This window comes from Oceanispirochaeta sp. (genome assembly GCF_027859075.1).
Taxonomy (GTDB): Bacteria; Spirochaetota; Spirochaetia; order DSM-2461; family DSM-2461; genus Oceanispirochaeta.
In genome coordinates this window covers 21,458-38,372 of sequence record NZ_JAQIBL010000162.1, presented here as the reverse complement: position 1 = coordinate 38,372, position 16,915 = coordinate 21,458, and the positions used below count along the sequence as shown (strand labels likewise).

Annotated in this window: 20 protein-coding genes; 9 read left to right on the top strand and 11 right to left on the bottom strand. The window is 44.9% G+C overall.

The window, feature by feature from the left end; all coding sequences use genetic code 11:
• Window positions 1-513 precede the first annotated feature (513 nt).
• Window positions 514-1,218 carry a GGDEF domain-containing protein gene (locus PF479_RS09100; protein ID WP_298005222.1) on the top strand — a complete coding sequence of 235 codons (705 nt, stop codon included), beginning with the start codon at window positions 514-516 and terminating at the stop codon, window positions 1,216-1,218.
• A 43-nt stretch (window positions 1,219-1,261) separates the two neighbouring features.
• Here the strand turns inward: PF479_RS09100 and PF479_RS09095 are convergent, their stop codons facing one another.
• The 3 genes from PF479_RS09095 to PF479_RS09085 form a co-directional block, all read right to left on the bottom strand.
• Window positions 1,262-1,957, bottom strand: coding sequence for an FTR1 family protein (locus PF479_RS09095; RefSeq protein WP_298005223.1), 696 nt, complete (start codon window positions 1,955-1,957; stop codon window positions 1,262-1,264).
• The gene (locus PF479_RS09090) at window positions 1,958-2,089 is read right to left on the bottom strand and encodes a hypothetical protein (RefSeq protein WP_298005219.1); all 132 of its coding nucleotides are present in this window, start codon (window positions 2,087-2,089) and stop codon (window positions 1,958-1,960) included.
• Window positions 2,090-2,252: 163 nt separating this feature from the next.
• Complete coding sequence (locus tag PF479_RS09085) at window positions 2,253-3,497, bottom strand: tagaturonate epimerase family protein (RefSeq protein WP_298005216.1); 1,245 nt, start codon at window positions 3,495-3,497, stop codon at window positions 2,253-2,255.
• Window positions 3,498-3,615: 118 nt separating this feature from the next.
• Here PF479_RS09085 and PF479_RS09080 point away from each other — a divergent pair, with 118 nt between their 5' ends.
• Window positions 3,616-4,182 carry a DUF4386 domain-containing protein gene (locus PF479_RS09080; protein WP_298005214.1) on the top strand — a complete coding sequence of 189 codons (567 nt, stop codon included), beginning with the start codon at window positions 3,616-3,618 and terminating at the stop codon, window positions 4,180-4,182.
• A 194-nt stretch (window positions 4,183-4,376) separates the two neighbouring features.
• On the opposite strand, the gene PF479_RS09075 is transcribed toward PF479_RS09080, so the two are convergent.
• Window positions 4,377-4,787, bottom strand: a complete 411-nt coding sequence (locus PF479_RS09075) for a hypothetical protein (protein WP_298005211.1) — start codon at window positions 4,785-4,787, stop codon at window positions 4,377-4,379.
• Window positions 4,788-5,035: 248 nt separating this feature from the next.
• Here PF479_RS09075 and PF479_RS09070 point away from each other — a divergent pair, with 248 nt between their 5' ends.
• Window positions 5,036-5,959, top strand: a complete 924-nt coding sequence (locus tag PF479_RS09070) for an NAD(P)-dependent alcohol dehydrogenase (RefSeq protein WP_298005208.1) — start codon at window positions 5,036-5,038, stop codon at window positions 5,957-5,959.
• 30 nt (window positions 5,960-5,989) lie between these two features.
• Here the strand turns inward: PF479_RS09070 and PF479_RS09065 are convergent, their stop codons facing one another.
• The 4 genes from PF479_RS09065 to PF479_RS09050 form a co-directional block, all read right to left on the bottom strand.
• Complete coding sequence (locus tag PF479_RS09065) at window positions 5,990-6,517, bottom strand: hypothetical protein (protein ID WP_298005206.1); 528 nt, start codon at window positions 6,515-6,517, stop codon at window positions 5,990-5,992.
• A gap of 45 nt (window positions 6,518-6,562) precedes the next feature.
• Window positions 6,563-7,015: a hypothetical protein gene (locus PF479_RS09060; protein ID WP_298005203.1), complete on the bottom strand. Its 453-nt coding sequence runs from the start codon at window positions 7,013-7,015 to the stop codon at window positions 6,563-6,565.
• Window positions 7,016-7,086: 71 nt separating this feature from the next.
• Window positions 7,087-7,773: a sulfite exporter TauE/SafE family protein gene (locus PF479_RS09055; RefSeq protein ID WP_298005201.1), complete on the bottom strand. Its 687-nt coding sequence runs from the start codon at window positions 7,771-7,773 to the stop codon at window positions 7,087-7,089.
• A gap of 3 nt (window positions 7,774-7,776) precedes the next feature.
• A complete protein-coding gene (locus PF479_RS09050) occupies window positions 7,777-8,556 on the bottom strand; it encodes a DeoR/GlpR family DNA-binding transcription regulator (protein WP_298005198.1) in 780 nt (259 codons plus the stop codon).
• Between the two features lie 138 nt (window positions 8,557-8,694).
• On the opposite strand from PF479_RS09050, the gene larC reads away from it, so the two are divergent.
• The 5 genes from larC to PF479_RS09025 all read left to right on the top strand — a co-directional run bounded on the left by larC (window position 8,695) and on the right by PF479_RS09025 (window position 13,065).
• Window positions 8,695-9,909 carry a nickel pincer cofactor biosynthesis protein LarC gene (gene larC, locus PF479_RS09045; RefSeq protein WP_298005195.1) on the top strand — a complete coding sequence of 405 codons (1,215 nt, stop codon included), beginning with the start codon at window positions 8,695-8,697 and terminating at the stop codon, window positions 9,907-9,909.
• Window positions 9,906-10,727 (top strand): ATP-dependent sacrificial sulfur transferase LarE, encoded by an 822-nt coding sequence (gene larE / locus PF479_RS09040; protein WP_298005193.1) that lies wholly within the window; start codon window positions 9,906-9,908, stop codon window positions 10,725-10,727. Before larC ends, larE begins: the two co-directional genes overlap by 4 nt.
• Entirely contained in the window at window positions 10,717-11,463 is a 747-nt protein-coding gene (gene larB / locus PF479_RS09035) for a nickel pincer cofactor biosynthesis protein LarB (RefSeq protein ID WP_298005189.1), read from the top strand. The genes larE and larB overlap by 11 nt, the downstream gene beginning before the upstream one ends.
• Window positions 11,464-11,589: 126 nt before the next feature.
• Window positions 11,590-12,255 (top strand): hypothetical protein, encoded by a 666-nt coding sequence (locus PF479_RS09030; RefSeq protein ID WP_298005187.1) that lies wholly within the window; start codon window positions 11,590-11,592, stop codon window positions 12,253-12,255.
• 48 nt (window positions 12,256-12,303) lie between these two features.
• Window positions 12,304-13,065, top strand: a complete 762-nt coding sequence (locus PF479_RS09025; RefSeq protein WP_298005184.1) for a DNA/RNA non-specific endonuclease — start codon at window positions 12,304-12,306, stop codon at window positions 13,063-13,065.
• On the opposite strand, the gene PF479_RS09020 is transcribed toward PF479_RS09025, so the two are convergent.
• The 3 genes from PF479_RS09020 to PF479_RS09010 all read right to left on the bottom strand — a co-directional run bounded on the left by PF479_RS09020 (window position 13,020) and on the right by PF479_RS09010 (window position 16,251).
• On the bottom strand, window positions 13,020-14,966 hold the full coding sequence (locus PF479_RS09020; RefSeq protein WP_298005181.1) for an ATP-dependent DNA helicase RecQ: 1,947 nt from the start codon (window positions 14,964-14,966) through the stop codon (window positions 13,020-13,022). The two genes, PF479_RS09025 and PF479_RS09020, sit on opposite strands and share 46 nt — an antisense overlap.
• A gap of 113 nt (window positions 14,967-15,079) precedes the next feature.
• Window positions 15,080-15,853, bottom strand: coding sequence for a hypothetical protein (locus tag PF479_RS09015; protein WP_298005176.1), 774 nt, complete (start codon window positions 15,851-15,853; stop codon window positions 15,080-15,082).
• The gene (locus PF479_RS09010; protein ID WP_298005173.1) at window positions 15,850-16,251 is read right to left on the bottom strand and encodes a TlpA disulfide reductase family protein; all 402 of its coding nucleotides are present in this window, start codon (window positions 16,249-16,251) and stop codon (window positions 15,850-15,852) included. The genes PF479_RS09015 and PF479_RS09010 overlap by 4 nt, the downstream gene beginning before the upstream one ends.
• 81 nt (window positions 16,252-16,332) lie before the next feature.
• Here PF479_RS09010 and PF479_RS09005 point away from each other — a divergent pair, with 81 nt between their 5' ends.
• Window positions 16,333-16,914 carry an ECF transporter S component gene (locus PF479_RS09005; protein WP_298005170.1) on the top strand — a complete coding sequence of 194 codons (582 nt, stop codon included), beginning with the start codon at window positions 16,333-16,335 and terminating at the stop codon, window positions 16,912-16,914.
• Window position 16,915: the final 1 nt, after the last annotated feature.

Genomic DNA, 16,915 nt, shown 5'->3' with positions numbered 1-16,915 from the left:
CGGGATCTGCGAGGTCTGTGTCATCAGTTTTGAGTTTTCATTGCTGTTATTATTTAATTTAAAAGTATTCTGATGTACTTTAAAGGAAAATGGAGATGATGCATACTTGCATTGAAAAGAGCTGAAACTTGTATCATAATGAAAAGAACTACTATGACAGAAGAAAAGATAATACTTGATTACGATTCCTATCCTATTTATGTCGTCTCTCGCTATACGGCCATATTAGCTTTTTTAGGCCATTCACTATTTTTAACTATTTTTATTATCTTTAAAATAAAACCTTTGATATATGTGAACATTGTCAGTTGTTTTATTTTTATTGTTGCTTATTTTTTAAATCGATTTAGATTTCACAGATTGATTTTGAACCTAACCCTGGTAGAAATCATTTCTCATGCTTTCTATGCCACCTATTACCTGGGATGGAACAGTGGATTTTATATTTATATCTTATGTCTCCTTCCCTTAATTTTTAATTATAGAATATTGCTCCCATACTGGAGAAATCTTTTGCTGGTATGTTTAATTGCCTGCATTATCATTTTAAATTTAAAGTCCAGAACCTGGCCGGAAATGCATCTTCTATCATCTGTTATTATTTCCAACCTTCAACTGATGAATCTGATCATAGCCTTTTCTGTTTTTTTTCTCTTATCTGCAGCGTATAGTGTCTCGGCTATGGATCTTGAATTTCAATTAAGGTTGAAAAATGAGGCACTGGATTCTTCTTCCCGTTTAGACCCTTTAACATCTCTTTCCAACCGTAGAGATATATTGGAAAAAATCGACTTTGAAAAAGAGAAGATGATTCGTAACAGTATTCAATGCTGCTTTCTTTTGGCAGATATCGATTATTTTAAAAGAGTCAATGACCGTTTTGGCCATGATTTTGGTGATTATATCTTAAAGCAGATATCGGATCTTTTTGTAGAGACACTGAGAAAACAGGATCATGTGTGTCGCTGGGGCGGGGAAGAGTTTTTAATAGTTCTTCCCGACACAGGATTGATGGGCGCCAAAGAAACCGCAGAAAAAATAAGAAAGTTGATTGAACAACGACCTTTCAATTTTAAAGATATTACTACTCATATCACCATTACATTTGGAGTCACTTTGTATGATCCCCTGCAGGATGTAGATGTCAGTATCAAAAAAGCAGATGAGTTACTCTACATCGGTAAAAAAAAGGGTCGAAACAGAGTTGAATCTTTGTAGTGGAATAATGCTTTATTATCCCACTACTGCTGTTTTTGATTCCTCAGCGAATCTGATATTTTTTCCAGAAGCTCATAAAACCGCTTAGATAGAGAATCTGAATTATGAACTGAATATATTCAGGCCTTGAATACCAGCCGATGCTCACATTCAGGAGTATACCGAGGGTTCCAGTTTTGTGATCCAGGATTGTATCTTTAAAGTCATACACCTTATTGAACAGGAAGTTGTCACTGTTGAGGAGTCCCAGCTCTTTGAAAGCCGACAGCAGTTCATGTATTGAATAACCGGTCAGATACGCTGCCTGTAGAATGAGATAGATCAATGTGATTTTAAAAATCAAACCGATATTTAGTTTTACGAGAGACTTATATATCAGCCATGCCAGAAGAGCCGCAAGAATGACGCCAGTCAGGGTTCCCCCGAGATACACTGGTTTATTATCAGATGTGAAAGCAAAAAGAGCAATCTCGGCTCCTTCCCTGGCGACGGCGACTGTTGAAAGTAAGAATAGGCCTCTACCGGATAAATGATCATCTACTGATTTCCTGACTTCACCGGCCATACTGCTGCCGTGTTTGATCATCCAGAAAATGAAGTAGGAAATAAACACAACGGCAACCAGAGAAGCCCCGGATTCCCAGAGTTTTGCCACCGCACCGCTTCCGTTGTCAATAAAGCTGGAGATTAACCACAAAACGGCTCCCAGAAGGATGGAAACAACAAGACCCGTAAACAGTCATTTTAATACTGAAGTCATCAGTTCTCTTTTGTTAATTTTCTTCAAATACTCCAGCATTAAACTGATAATCAGGAAGGCTTCAAGACCTTCTCTCAATCCGACAATTAAGCCGGGCATAATCTGCACCATACTATACTCCGTTGATATTATTTAACTATATCAAAAATACAACAAGACTTGGTGTTAATCAAGGCTAACAATGGTAGATGAGACGTTTTGTTTTCTGAATTGATTAATTTACTATCTCGACTGCCAAAGGAGGGTGATTAAGATATTTATCACCCTCTGAGGTCTAAAGAAACAACGGCTTTATATGACGATCAAACAAATTCTCCGTCACATTTCTGCCTACAATATCTGAATTCTCATCGATCGCTTTCAAATACCGGTCACCCAATTCGGAGGCTACTTTATAACCCACATGAAGAAGCTGTCTGAGATGCCTATTGTAGGAAGGATTCGACAAATCATGCCGCAGAGCCGATGTATACTGATCACTGCTCCATCGGTTTACTTCATCTGATGTGGGCAGCTGAGCCCGGTCAATGTCGATAACAGACTTATAGGGTTCTGCCAGTTCTTCATATCGATCCAGGGATGATGCGTATATCTCCTTCGCAATTTTAAGACCTTCACCTCCGCTTTCTGCCAGTCCAATCAGTTCTTCCAGCCATGTGGTCCCCGCTGTTTTGATATGAACACCCGCATTGTGCTTGATCATATTGGCTTTAATGGAGGGATAAATTGAGAATTTATCACTACCCGAATGGATGCTGAGTTTTAAATTTTTGGGTAATCCAAATTCCTTTACGGCCCATTTTATGACACAGATATCATCATTGAACTCTGTATCGAATTTATCCAGGTCACCCACATAATCAACACCCTTATTAAATCGTCCTGTAAATTTGGGTGCTATTGTCTGGGCTGGAATTTGTTCTGCAGCCATTGCTGAGAGTATAAAAAGAAGTTCTTCCGGTGTCTGGGGATCAGCAGTTTCATCCATGGAAACCTCAGTCACAAAGTTCTCAACTCCCTTGTGTTCCCGTATATGATCATAGATTTTTTTGGCTTCTTTGATCGCAAAAAGATAACGTTCGGCAATGAGCCTGATCTTACTTTCTGTGACATCCAGTGCTTTTTCGATTCCGGGAACTTTCAGAGTTCCTATATACTTCCTGTTTGCCTGAACAAAGCTCTCGATATCTGCGGAGGATGCTTTTTCTCCGATGAAATCTGCCACATCAAGGGTGAAAAAATCAGATGAATCTAGAAAGAGATCTACCGTTTTCAAGCCGATATGATCAGCATCAACGTAATATCTCCCATCCCAGGCGGTCTCCTTGATGGTTTTGTCTACGATGACCCGAACAGATGAAGGTTCTGTGTGGATAGTGGCATGTTCCCGGTATGATTTATTCCAGACAATAGATATTTCTTTTCCAGCCTTATTCGCCATTCTGACTGCGGCCAATTGAGCTGTGGCTTCTTTCCCGAATCGATCTCCTGTTCCTATGGAGAATTTATCCAAAATCATGTATCGCTCCTTTCTGATGCTTTAATAAAAAAATTGATCAACTAAAATGTAAACGTCTATATTAATAATAACAAGTGAGAATTAAATATTAAATCTCATTTAGGAAGGAGACTGATATATGAACCAGAGAGTTTCTGATAAAACCAGATCAATCTTAGTCGGTATTTTTATATTAGCAGCCTATGGTGTTATTGCCAGTTCAATCACAGAATCCAGGTTTCTTGTCCTCTTTGCTGATGTTATAAGCGGTATTGCTGTTATAGGAATCGCTTTACTCATGTACCCCCTCTTTAGAAAATCAAGTTTTATTTTATCTATCAGCTATTTAATTCTTAAAGTGCTTGAAGGCGGATTGATGATTTTAGGAGGAGTCCTCTTTATACGTTCATCGACACAGGATTTAAGGTCACTCATTTATAATGACTTTCATATTTATATATTTATTGTCAGCGCCTTTCTATTTTATTTTTTATTGTATAGGCAAAAGTTGATTCCTGGGTTTATATGCCTTTGGGGAATCGCCGGTATAGGGGCATTATCAATCTCAACAGTACTGAAACTATTTGATATTCATATTACCGTCCTGGATTATTTTTTAGTCCTGATAATATCAAATGAGATATTTTTAGCATTTTGGCTCTTTGTTAAGGGGTTGAATATAAGAAATTCCAGACACAATCTCTGATAAAAAGAAACTGTAAGTTCAGATTCAAACTTCTCATCGGTCACGGATGATTTGTCCTGGTGAAAGACATTTCTGTTTTCCAGGCACGGCAATACTAAAACCTTTTTCCACTTGAGTTCCTGGTGGACTGGAATCCTCGAACCGACTGATCCAGCTCAGCTGTGGAACAATCGGCAGGGGGTTTCTCATATATTTCACAGGAGTCCGGCGATCCTTAAGCGGGCAAGGCTTACTCCTATGGCCAGGAGGATATCCTTGGCCTCATTATCATTTGGTTCCAGTTCATCTGACACATTTATGGCAGTGCTCTGCCTTATCTCATCGGGGACCGTAAAAATCACGGGAATCCCCAGCCAATTGTGAATTTGATTCAGGGCGTAGTCATAGGAGGCCCAGTTGAGGCAGGATTCCTGGTTATGAGCCAAAAAACTACTCTGCTGGCTGATGGTGTGAAGCAGTTTCATAATCGGGTAGGGAATGCAACTGTTCAATTGAACCAGTTTATCATTGAAGTTGGTGCAGCAGGATACAAAGGGATAGCGATCAGTCAGAGATTGTTCAACATAATCACAGGTTTTAATGACATATTCATATTTGTTCAGCAAAGTGTTCTCCTTTGGTTTCAGAAGGTTGGTCATCTTCTGGTCCTAAAAAAATTAAACGTTCACTGTACCTATCGCAATTTGTGTGCCAAAATTGATTTTGTATCTGAGGGGGGAACAGAAATGACTCCAATAAGTGGTTGATTATGATGTAAGGTCAATTTTACCTGAGATTGGGGAAATGACCATCTTATTCATTTTGGACATCCCATCAATACAAACATATCTCATATAAGTTCAGAGGAAATCATATGAAAGCAGTCATTTGTACAAAATATGGACCACCCGAGGTTCTTCAAATCAGAGAGGTCCTGAAACCAACTCCCCGGGACAATGAAGTCCTGATCAAAATTCGGGCAACCACCGTCCATGTGGGAGATGCAAGGATCAGAAGATTTGATGTTCCCTTTGCCGCTATAATCCCTTCCCGTATTTTTCTGGGAATTTTGAGGCCAAGACAGCCCATACTGGGAATGGATCTGGCTGGGGAAATTGAGGATATGGGACGGAATGTGACAAAGTTTAAAAGAGCAGATCAGGTCTTCGGGAGTACCGGATTCAAATTCGGGGCCAATGCCCAGTATATATGCCTTCCTGAAACAGGAATGCTGGCACTGAAGCCTGAGCAGGTTTCCTGGGAGGAGGCTGCAGCTGTTACTAACGGGGGGATTATCGCCCTGTTGATGCTGCGAAAAGCAGATATCCGGAGAGGGCAGAACGTTCTGATCTATGGAGCCTCGGGGAGTGTCGGGACCTATGGTGTTCAGCTTGCCAGATATTTCGGAGCCCGTGTCACGGCGGTATGCAGCGGTTCTAATCTTGAGCTGGTGAAATCTCTGGGTGCGGAGGTTCAGATCGATTACACGCAAGAGGATTTTACCGGGAGAAACGAACAATATGATGTCATTTTTGATGCTGTCGGGAAATTCCCTCCCCGCCAAGCCAGGAAGTCACTTACGAAAAAGGGTCGCTATATCAATGTTCTGACAACTTCAGTCAAAGGTCATAGAGAACCTGAAAATATGATCCTACTCAGAGAGCTGATGGCTGAGGGGAAATTAAAAACCGTCATTGACAGGTGCTACAGGATGGATGAGATTGTCGAGGCTCACCGCTATGTGGATCTCGGGCATAAGAAGGGGAATGTAATCGTCACTGTGGAGCACGAAAACTGATGGTAAGAATCGACAAGATTGGTACAGGAATTATGATTTAAAAAGATCTCCGATTTCTTCCATGACCATATCCTTCAGAAGAGTCACATCCTTATCCGTGAGCTGATAAGCAGATGTATTTTTGCTGTTTGGTTTCGTGTCTTTCAAAAAGAGTTTGGCAATCTGCAGATCCATCACCGCCTCAGGTTTCCTCCCTGTCATTTTTTCAAGTCCTGCTCCCAGCTTAGGATGGGGGCCGAGGGCTCCTCCGCTGATGGAGACAAAGGCATAAGGAATCATTCGGGATTTCAAACTCTTGAATATGGTCCTGAAAGGTGAGGCGGGCTGTCCCATCCATACGGGACCTACAAACAGAAGCAGATCCGATCCGGTTGGATCGACAGTCTCAGGAGATATCCGGGGAGTCCTTTTAAAAAGCATGTCCCCAGCTATTCTCCAGTTTGATCTTTGACCTACATCTATGATTCTGACATAGGGAGCTGTAAGACTAGAGGCTAGAGCCTCTGCCAGTTTGTCATTATTCCCCGTCAGGGAGTAGGAAATTACACTTACCTTCATGATTTTCTCCTCATTGAAGTCCATTTCTCCGGCAGAATTATTACATCAGTCCAGGAGTTGTCTATCATAATGAATCGTTGACAGGGCCATCTTCCATTTCTGGTCTACCATCGGTTTATAACAGAGGCATCCCGCATGATTAAGGGGGATATCCATCAAAATTGTCTCTGTTAGTGACTCTCCGGAAAAGAACGCGTCTTCTTTAAAATCTTCGAAGAAGGACTGTGCTTCCTTAGGATTCCTGTTGGGGCAGCGGCACATATGAGCCGCTGTTACCTGATCTTCTTTAGGAATTTCAATCCATGCTTTTTGTATGATGGAATGGGGAGCTGTGCTGATCCTGGCATGGAGATACGCCTTAAACTCCATTCCTCCATTGCTGCATGTTGAGCCATCCAAACGGTAGCGGTAGTGGATTTCGGTGTCTGATAACTCTATCTTCTGCAATCTTTCGGTGCTCCATTTTATCAAGGCACTCTCTGCAACCGGGTATTTCATATGCAAAACTCCTTCTGTTATGAGTCCATTAAATTGTAAGATGAAGGTCATGAAATGTCTATGCGTTCCCCTTATAGTCCCAGGAACTTTATCCCGGCACCTGACAGGAGGATAATAATCCCGGCAACTGTGTGACTGTGATGTTCCAGAAAGGGAAGCCTGATCAGCTTGATCCCCCGGAGTGTGAGCAGAACGATGACCAGCATTGTCGCTATGGTTGTCACACCGAACAGGATGGTTGCCGTCACCATACCACTCATATTATTTTGAGCCGCGTAATACATAAGCATGGGAATCAGGACTTCGCAGGGACCAAATACAAAAATGGTAAAAAGGACCCATGGAGTCAGACTTTTTTTCCCCTCCTTTGAAGTCGCGCTGCTCTCATGGCTGTAGCCGTAACCATGACTGTGGCCGTGACCATGATGATGGGGATGTCTTCTTTTCAGGTAGTATCCCCACAGCACATATCCTGCACCGAATATCATCAGAAGCCAGGCGGCAATATCACTGCGGTGCGACTGGATCGCTTCCAATTTATAAATGGCTATACCGAAGGCCAGGCCGGAAAGACCGATAATGACGGAACTGAGAACATGACCAAGGCCGCAGATGATGGTGAGACCCGCAGTTTTACGGGTCGACCAGCCTGCATTACGGCTCATCGCGATAAAAGGAAGGTAGTGATCCGGTCCGACAACCGTGTGAAAAAAAGCCAGGGTGACTATGGTTCCGTATGTAAAAAGTTCTGCCTGCATGGTTTATTCCTCTGATGATACAATGATATCGATACCGGCGGACCGGAAAGAAACAAGCAGATGTTCCGGGGGTAGAACATCACAGATGATGGAATCTATCCGGAAGAGCGGTTCAATTCTGTTCAGGGATTTTTTGCCGATTTTTGTGTGATCCGCCAGGACAACAAGCTCTTCTGCGGTACGGATCATGGATTGTTTGACCGGTGTTTCTTTCATATTCATGTCGTATATGCCTTCTTCATCCAGAGCCTTCACAGCCATGAACAGCTTATCCACATGGATATCCCGGAAAAATAGTTCTGCAGGCATACCGATCATGGAGCGGGATTGGGAATCATAGATCCCACCGCAAAGGATCAGTGTCAGTCTTTTCTCATCCGAGAGAACCTGAGCAATATCCAAAGAGTTTGTTATAACAGTCAGATGATCTCTGTTTTTCAGATATCCTGCCAGTTCGAGTGTGCTGGTACCCGAAGCCAGGATGATCGTTTCTCCCTCCAGGATAAGTTCTGCCGCCTTCCGGGCAATACTCTTTTTACAGCTCCGGTTGAGGATCTGCCGTTCATCAAAGGAACGGGGAGACTGCTGTGTTCGGGACTTGACGGCTCCTCCCTTGGAGCGGATGAGAAATCCCAGTTCTTCCAGGATATTGAGATCTCGGCGTATCGTATTCTTTGATACCTCGAATCTCCGGCTCAATTCATCCACCTGGGCGGAACTCTCCTCATCGAGAATCCCGAGAATGAGTTGATGTCTCTCTGCCTGCAGCTGCTTTTCTGACATATTGATCATTTTATAGAGGAATATGAGATTCTGTCAATCATGGTGATTTGTGGTGATATGTGGTGGATTCAATCAGAAAAATGATTAATAAATAAATAATATATTGAGTTCTCTTCCTCTCATGTGTATTCTGTTTCCATGAAAGTTTTATATTATGATTGCTTCAGCGGTATCAGCGGAGATATGAATTTAGCTGTGATGGTTGATCTGGGTGTTCCCAGGGACTATCTTATAAAAGAATTGTCGGGTCTTCACATAGATGAAGAATTTCGCCTGACATTTGAAACAACCCAGAAAATGGGGATTACCGGTATCAAAGCCGATGTAGAGCTGTTGGTACATCACCATCATGATGAATCTGATAGTGACCATCATCATCATCACAGGAACCTCCATGATATCAAACATATTCTGGAATCCAGTCCTTTGAGTGATCGGGTCAGAGAGTTGTCTCTTAAAATCTTTCAACGCATAGCAGAGGCCGAAGCAAAGGTTCACGGCACTACCATCGATGAGGTTCACTTTCATGAGGTAGGGGCTACTGACTCCATCGTTGATATAGTCGGGGCTGCCGTCTGTTTTGACTATCTGAAGGTCGACCGGATCATCTCTTCCCCTGTTCAGGTAGGCGGAGGTTTTGTCGAATGCGCCCATGGTACTTTTCCAGTTCCCGCGCCGGCTACAACTGAAATTCTGAAAGGAATCCCCTGCCGCTACGGTGGGGTTGATTCGGAAACTACCACACCAACGGGTGCGGCCATTCTGGCAGCCATGGTGGATGAGTTTACCGAGAATCCTGAAATAACCGTGAGTAAAGTCGGATATGGCCTGGGTTTCAAAGATTTTAAAATCCCCAATGTTCTGAGGGCCATGCTGGGAGAGTCTGAATCTGTTGCAGATCAGAATTATCTGAGAGAAGAAAACCTCCTGATAGAGTGCAATATTGATGATATGGTGGCTGAGGATCTGGAAGTCCTTATGTCGGTTCTCCTGGAGAAAGGCGCCCTGGATGTAACATTTACTTCCATCATGATGAAGAAATCCCGTCCTGCCGTTCAAATATCGGTTTTGACAGGTAAAAAGGAAGAGTCTCAGGTCATAGAGGCGCTCTTTGAACATTCGTCTACATTCGGTATAAGGATGATGCCTGTTCAGAAGCTGATGCTCCCTCGGGAAACCAGGAAGATAGAGACCCCCCTCGGTCCAGTCCGAATCAAATTAGGGACCGGTGAGAAGGGTGCGGGGCGGTGGAAACCCGAGTATGAAGATATCAGAGCACTGGCTGATAAACACAGCATGAGCCATCGGAATGTCCGGTCTGCCATCGCCCTCTCTGTCGAGGATCTGCTTTGACTCTTCCCGAAAAAATGGAGAATCTGAATCAGATTCTGGGTGATTACGGTTCCTGCGGCATTGCTTTTTCAGGCGGAGTAGACAGTACTTTCCTCCTGGCCGCTGCGGGGAGACGTCTGGGAAAGAACAATGTGAAAGCCTATACGGTGATCCCTCCCTATGTGGCAGACTGGGAGATCGACGAGGCGGAAGAGTTTACCCGGCAGATGGATATGAGACACGCCATGATCAAGGTCCCTATGCCGGAATTGGTCAGAAACAATCCGGAAAACCGCTGTTATGTCTGCAAACATGCCCTGTTTACCCTGATGAAAAAAGCCGCCGCCGCAGATGGTCTTCATATGCTCTGCGATGGTTCCAACCAGGATGATCTGGGGGATTATCGCCCCGGAATGAAGGCCCTGAAAGAACTGGAGGTCCAGAGTCCCCTCCTTCAGGCAGGGCTTACAAAAGACGATATCCGCAAGGTTTCAAAGGAATGGGAACTCTCTACATGGGATAAGCCGCCTTATGCCTGCCTTTTGACCCGCATCCCTCACAACGAAGAGGTCACAACTGAAATTCTGGACAGAATTGAAAAATCGGAGCTCTACATCATGTCTTTGGGTTTTCGCCACATCCGGGTGCGTCATCATGGTGAATTGGCCAGAATTGAAATTCCTTCAGACCGTATTGCAGAGTTCCTGGAAGGGGATACCGCAGAAAAGGTATACCGGGAGCTGAAAAAAAACGGTTATACCTATGTCTCTCTGGATCTGGGCGGGTACCGCATTGGAAATATGAATATGAAGAGGGGAGGATTATCCCATGCAGAATGATGATGTACTGAAGATCCTGGAGTCCTACAAACAGGGGTCTTTCAGCCTGGAAGAGGCGGAGCAGAAGGTCCATTCTTCTTATTTTTCAGACCTGGGACATACCATGGTCGACAACAACCGCCGGAAGAGAAGCGGAGCCTCCGAGGTGATCTATTGTGCCGGAAAGACAGAGGAGCAGATCGCCCATATTTTTGCCGAAATGAACAAACGGGGTGATAATATACTGGGTACAAGAGCCAGTCATGAGGCTTATCAGGCTGTTAAAAAGATCATTCCCTCCGCCGAATACGATGTGCCGGGACGGACCATCACCCTGATAAACAGGGATACCCCGTTGACAGAAACAAGTATTGCCATTGTCAGTGCAGGAACCAGTGATCTGCCTGTCGCCAGGGAAGCCTGTGTGACAGCCGAGTTCTACGGCAACAGGGTCCAGTTGATATCCGATGTGGGGGTGGCTGGAATTCACCGCCTGTTTAACCATATCGAAGAAATTCGAAAGGCCAGGGTTGTTATTGTTATTGCCGGTATGGAAGGGGCGCTTCCCAGTGTTGTGGGGGGGCTGGTAGACAAACCTGTCATTGCGGTGCCCACCAGTGTGGGCTATGGCGCGGCTTTCGGCGGCCTTGCGGCCCTTTTAGGCATGCTCAATAGCTGTTCCTCGGGCATCTCGGTCGTTAATATTGATAATGGCTTCGGGGCGGCCTTTCAGGCCAGTATGATCAATCATCTATAGACAACAGAGCTATGATGCCGGTAAACCTGTCGGGCAGGTGGGAGACCGGTGGAGTCATGAACAAAACCATATTTGATTGTTTGTCTCTTCCGGTCGATGATTGATAATAGTAGGAGTCAAAAAACAATGAAAATACTTTTCTTATCGATAGTTCTTTCGATTCTGTCTTTGAGTTCTCTTATGGCTCAGGATGTTTCGATTCGGGTTTCTGTCATCCAAAGCATGGCCGACTCTGCTGTTCCAGAACAGAAAATGGAAGCCCTCAGGAGTATTGAGAAAATACTGGATGAGAACTCTATGGGTAGTGAAGAAGACAATATTATTAATATTCTTTCAAGTCTGTCATCCGAGGGTATTACCAATCTGAGCCTGGATATGGGTCATATACTCAATGATTTACCCAGGATAAGACTGGAAGCTGTCAGGCTTCTTGGAAAAACAGGAAGCCCAAAGGCCATGAATCCTTTGGCCAAGGTCGTTCGCTATGACGATAATATTACCGTTCTCTCGGTTGCTTCCCTTACGGCGGCGCGATTGGAGTCGGCAGATTGGAGCCCTCTGACTCCCTATTTCTATCAGATATTGAAGATCCAGAAACAAATCTACCAGAATAATCAGCTGATCCAGGATGTTCTGACCGCTATCGGGATTATCGCCGACAGGGATGAAACGTTTCTTAATGATCCGATAATTCTGGAAGGAATTATTTATGTGGCTGAATCAGAATTGGGATTATCTAAAAAAACAAGGAATCTCGCTATTGATCTGAGTACCAGGCAGGCTGAGAAATAACCCTTTTTTGAATAATGAATCATTTTAATCCTAAAATTGTCTATATTCATGGATATGAAAATAATCTATAAAATCCTGTTTTTTCTTCTTCCCATCCTGCAGGCCTTTTCCCAATCCATGGAAATCCCGGTGATTACTCATCCCGATGCGGTCTATCAAAAGTCATTTTATACTCTTCAGTATAACGAACGCTTTGAGCAGGCTGACTGGGTGGCTTATGAGCTGACACAGGAGGAGATTGAAGGGCATGTGAAAAGATCCAACAGGTTCCGGGAAGACAATGAAATCAAGACAGGTTCTGCGGCTCTTTCGGATTATAGATATTCAGGATTTGATCGGGGCCATCTGGCTCCTGCAGCGGATATGAAGATGAGCCGGGACTCAATGGATGACTCTTTTCTGATGAGTAATATGAGCCCCCAGGACCCGGGATTTAACCGGGGGATCTGGGCCTTTCTGGAATCCTGTGTGCGCAGCTGGACCTCGGAGAATGAATCCCTCTTTGTCGTCACAGGACCGGTGCTCACAAAACAGGAGTATCCTGTCATCGGTACCAATGAGGTAGCCGTTCCTGAGTCTTACTACAAGGTTATTCTGGACTACAGGGAGCCTGATTTCAAGGGGATTGGTTTTCTCCTCCCCAACAGGAAGGGGGAAGGGCGACTTCAGGATTATGCAGTTTCTATCGATGAGGTTGAGATCTTTACGGGGCTGGATTTCTATCCCCTCCTCCCGGATGATCTGGAAGAGAGTCTCGAATCAGTTTACGATGTGACGCTCTGGCGTTTTATTGAGTTTACCGCCGACTGAACAGCCGTGAAGGGTCGCCTCTGGAAATGTCCGAATCCCGGTACTTTCGTGAGTTTTTTCCGGCTCAGATAGGGAGAAGATATACCACAGAGGAAGCGGGTCATCCGGGGTGCACTTAGATCCTCATTTTCCAGTGACATCATGAGGGACTCCAGTTTTGTTTTTTCTTCTTCACTCAGGGTCATGCTTTTGGGCACGCCTGTCCCGGGCTCCGCCGTTCCTTCACAGACATCACAGTGGCCGCATCTGCCGCCCTCCAGGGTTTCACCAAAGTAGTGGAGTAATGCCGCGGTCCTGCACTTCCTTGTCAGACCCAGCTGCTCTATCAAATCGATCCTGTGAATGTCTGATGCTTCCCTCTCGGCAAAGCGATTCATCATGGACTCTGTCATCTCCTCCACATTCCAGGCGGACCGGGTTTTCCTGTAGTTTTGACGCATGTTTTTGATTTTAGTTTCAATCCAGCCCTCGTTTTCCAGCCAGATAAGGGCCTTTTGAATTCTGGAAAGGGCTTCTCCTGTGATTCGCTCAGCCTGAAGCAGATCCAGATTCAGCCAGATCCGGCCCATTTTTCCTGTGGCAAACAGGGTCTCCAGAAAGGCAGCTCGTTCTGGACCGATCTGAGAGCTTAATTCTTCCTGGGGCCTGAGAAACCGGAGGCTGTATTCATTGGCAAAGCTGCCGATGCTTTTGATGCATGATTCAAGCTCCAGGTAGGTGAAGAGAGTGCGTGCCACGAGATCCCGGATATCATAGTCCCTGGAGATGTCATAGCGGTTGATGGAGAACTCATCAGGCTCTCTGGAAAGCATGTCTATCAGCTGATATATATTCTCTTTTTCGGGAGTATCGCCGTAGCTGTAGTTCTCAAGGATGATTCTGTCGTCCCGGCAATACAGGAGCGTGCAGTCTGAATCTTCTCCGTCACGGCCGGCCCGGCCGATTTCCTGCATATAATTTTCAAGACTCTTCGGAAGATTGTAATGGATCACCTGACGTACGTTTGCCTTGTCTATACCCATGCCGAAGGCAATGGTGGCAATGATCACGGCCCTGTCGCTGCCCATAAACCACTCCTGAACATCCTTCCGCTCTTCTGCTTTCATTCCCGCATGATAGGTCCGGGCGGTGTATCCGTTTTTTTCAAGGAATTCCTGAACCTCCCGGGTTGTTTTCTGCTGGCTGACGTAGATGATCGCCGGACCGGAGGCCCTTTTATTCAGGGTTTCGAGAAGGCGGTGATTCCTGTTTTTATCCTCTACAGGATGGATTCTGATAAACAGATTCGGTCTGTGAAAGCCGCTGATGACGCAGTGATCCTGATCTATGGAAAAGAGGCGGCAGATGTCTTCAATGACCTTCTCATTGGCCGTCGCGGTTAAACCGATCATCCTGGGAATGCCCAATTCCCTGTAGTAATGGGCCAGTTTCAGATAATCCGGACGGAAATTGTGACCCCACTCTGATATGGAGTGGATTTCATCGATGACCAGAGTCTGTATCCTGACCTGTTTCATCTGGGCGATGAATCGTTCATTCCCCAGTCGTTCGGGTGAAACAAAGAGGATCTTCAATGCATTGTTTTTGATCCTGCTGTTCACATTTTCCCATTCCTCCCGGCTGAGGGATGTATCATAACGGGCCGCGGGTATCTGTCGTTTTTCCAGGAAATCCACCTGGTCCTTCATCAGGGCGATCAGGGGGCTGATGACCAGGGTGAGACCCTCCTGCAGAAGGGCCGGGAGCTGGTAACAGAGGCTTTTGCCGCTTCCTGTAGGAAAAACCGCCAGGGTGCTGTGTCCCGACAAGGCAGATTCAATGACTCTTTTCTGTTCTCCCCGGAAAGAGGCGAATCCGAAATAATGGTGAAGATGGTCTTCCAGTGTTTTTATATTGTTCATAGGGTACTTCCATTGCTAACATAATTCTTCAGGGTTTTCAAATGATTAGAAAGAATCTACCCCTCAATGATCTTTGCGAAGGGGTCCTCGAAGTGATGCATCACTTCAGTTTCTTAATCCTCTTTTCTGATCATGTCAAGCAGGATCTCCCGGCTCTTCTGAAGGAGGGTGAACAGGGCCGCTTCTCCTCCTGAATCGGGGTGATAGATCCGGCAGTGCTGCCTGTAGGCTTTTTGTGCAGACCCTCTGTCAGGCAGCCTGAAAGGTGAAAGCTTCGGGATCAGTCCCAGGGGGAGGCAGGCCTTTATCCCGGTCACTTGTGATTCGGGGATTCGGGGGTAATGCCTCTGGAGTCTTTCAACATGAAGGATGAAAAAATTCAGCCACTCCCCTTCGCCGAAACTCTGAAGCTCATGAACTCTCTTCTTTGTCCGGGGATAGAGTTTCGTCTCCCAGAGGGGACGTTCTCCCAGGCTGTTAAAATGCTCTTCCCACTCCGCCAGGAAGCGGATGATCCTCCGTTTTGCCAGGGGAATTATTTTCATCTCTTTCAGGATATACCCTTCTTTATCCCGAGCTGATTTTTCCCTTTGAGACAGGTAATCCCTTTTAATGCGGAAGAATAGGGGAAAGAAGGGGTCCTGAGGCAAGCGGTAGGTCTTGAAGAAGTGCCTGAGATTTTCAGGTTCAATGACCGCTCTATCCAAAAGACGGTAACAGCGCCTGTTCATCCTTACTTTTTTAAGGGAATCTGAGAGGAGAAAGTGATCCAGCATCAAAAGGTATTGAGGGTGGCGGCGTATGGTTTTAGGCTGTCTGCTTAACAACTGATCTATTGAGAGTGTGCTTCTGCCCCCCCGGGGTCTTCTGAACTCTCTTTTTCTCATTTCTTTGGACTGATTTTGGCAAGCCAGGAGTAGTCCACAGCCCCCATGCGGGTTTCCAGCAGCTCTCCCTGAGAATCGAATACGATGGTGGTGGGCACTGATTTGATGCCAAATCTGCCGGCAGCCTCACCATTTTTATCGAGGAGTACAGGGAAGTTTATATCCTGGGCCTTAATAAAATCGAGAACCTGAGAAATTGAAGCTTCTGTGCTGGTCATGTTGATGCCGATCAAGCGGATTCTTGTGTCTTCAACGTCTTTGTAGTCCCTGGTATAGCGGATGATCTCAGGTATCTCTGCACGGCAGGGAGGACACCAGGTCGCCCAAAAGTTGAGAATCGTAAAGTCGGGGTACTCCATGTTGATAACAAGAATAGAGAGTTTGAACCGATATATCAATTGAAGGGTCTGCATATTTTGATGATAAGTTTTTTAAATAAACATTTCCATATTGGATAATCTGGGGTAATTTTAAATATTATGAATTACAAAATTAAATTAAAAAGAATTTTTACCCGACCGTTCCATCCAGTTTTTCTTATTCTATTTCTTATCTTGTCTGTTGTTCTGAATCTGGCTTTAAGCTATTTCAACAACATTGTCATCCATTCTCCCTTGTTTCTGGATTCCATTTTTACAGCCGTATCAGCGGTTTTTTTTGGACCCCTTGCCGGTATGGCTGTTGGACTCCTGACAAATATTTTTATGGAATTCCAATATGGCATGACCGGTTTGTACTGGCCCTTTGCCCTGTGCAATATGGCCACCGGGCTTATCCTTGGTGTCATGAGCCGGAAGGGCTTGTTTGAAAATGCCTATCATGTTGTATCTGCCATTCTAGCCGTCTCCCTGGCCAATGCACTTTTGGGTGCCCTTGTGGCGTATCTTCTTTTTCAGGGTGATTCGGGTGTGCAGATTGACAAGATTGTTTATGCATTTATAAATTTGGGACAGTCTCTTTTCACGGCAGGCTTCTGGGCTCGTATTCCTGCCAACCTTATTGATAAAATGTTCACAGTATATCTGGCCTTTCTAATGAAGAAGGCTGTTTTTTCTGAATGAT

Excerpts from the sequence above, each read along its gene's own strand:
- PF479_RS09090 (WP_298005219.1), bottom strand. The coding sequence starts at position 2,089 with ATGGTGCAGATTATGCCCGGCTTAATTGTCGGATTGAGAGAAGGTCTT.
- PF479_RS09085 (WP_298005216.1), bottom strand. The coding sequence starts at position 3,497 with ATGATTTTGGATAAATTCTCCATAGGAACAGGAGATCGATTCGGGAAA.
- PF479_RS09080 (WP_298005214.1), top strand. The coding sequence starts at position 3,616 with ATGAACCAGAGAGTTTCTGATAAAACCAGATCAATCTTAGTCGGTATT.
- PF479_RS09070 (WP_298005208.1), top strand. The coding sequence starts at position 5,036 with ATGAAAGCAGTCATTTGTACAAAATATGGACCACCCGAGGTTCTTCAA.
- PF479_RS09065 (WP_298005206.1), bottom strand. The coding sequence starts at position 6,517 with ATGAAGGTAAGTGTAATTTCCTACTCCCTGACGGGGAATAATGACAAA.
- PF479_RS09060 (WP_298005203.1), bottom strand. The coding sequence starts at position 7,015 with ATGAAATACCCGGTTGCAGAGAGTGCCTTGATAAAATGGAGCACCGAA.
- PF479_RS09055 (WP_298005201.1), bottom strand. The coding sequence starts at position 7,773 with ATGCAGGCAGAACTTTTTACATACGGAACCATAGTCACCCTGGCTTTT.
- PF479_RS09050 (WP_298005198.1), bottom strand. The coding sequence starts at position 8,556 with ATGTCAGAAAAGCAGCTGCAGGCAGAGAGACATCAACTCATTCTCGGG.
- larC (WP_298005195.1), top strand. The coding sequence starts at position 8,695 with ATGAAAGTTTTATATTATGATTGCTTCAGCGGTATCAGCGGAGATATG.
- larB (WP_298005189.1), top strand. The coding sequence starts at position 10,717 with ATGCAGAATGATGATGTACTGAAGATCCTGGAGTCCTACAAACAGGGG.
- PF479_RS09030 (WP_298005187.1), top strand. The coding sequence starts at position 11,590 with ATGAAAATACTTTTCTTATCGATAGTTCTTTCGATTCTGTCTTTGAGT.
- PF479_RS09025 (WP_298005184.1), top strand. The coding sequence starts at position 12,304 with ATGGATATGAAAATAATCTATAAAATCCTGTTTTTTCTTCTTCCCATC.
- PF479_RS09020 (WP_298005181.1), bottom strand. The coding sequence starts at position 14,966 with ATGAACAATATAAAAACACTGGAAGACCATCTTCACCATTATTTCGGA.
- PF479_RS09015 (WP_298005176.1), bottom strand. The coding sequence starts at position 15,853 with ATGAGAAAAAGAGAGTTCAGAAGACCCCGGGGGGGCAGAAGCACACTC.
- PF479_RS09005 (WP_298005170.1), top strand. The coding sequence starts at position 16,333 with ATGAATTACAAAATTAAATTAAAAAGAATTTTTACCCGACCGTTCCAT.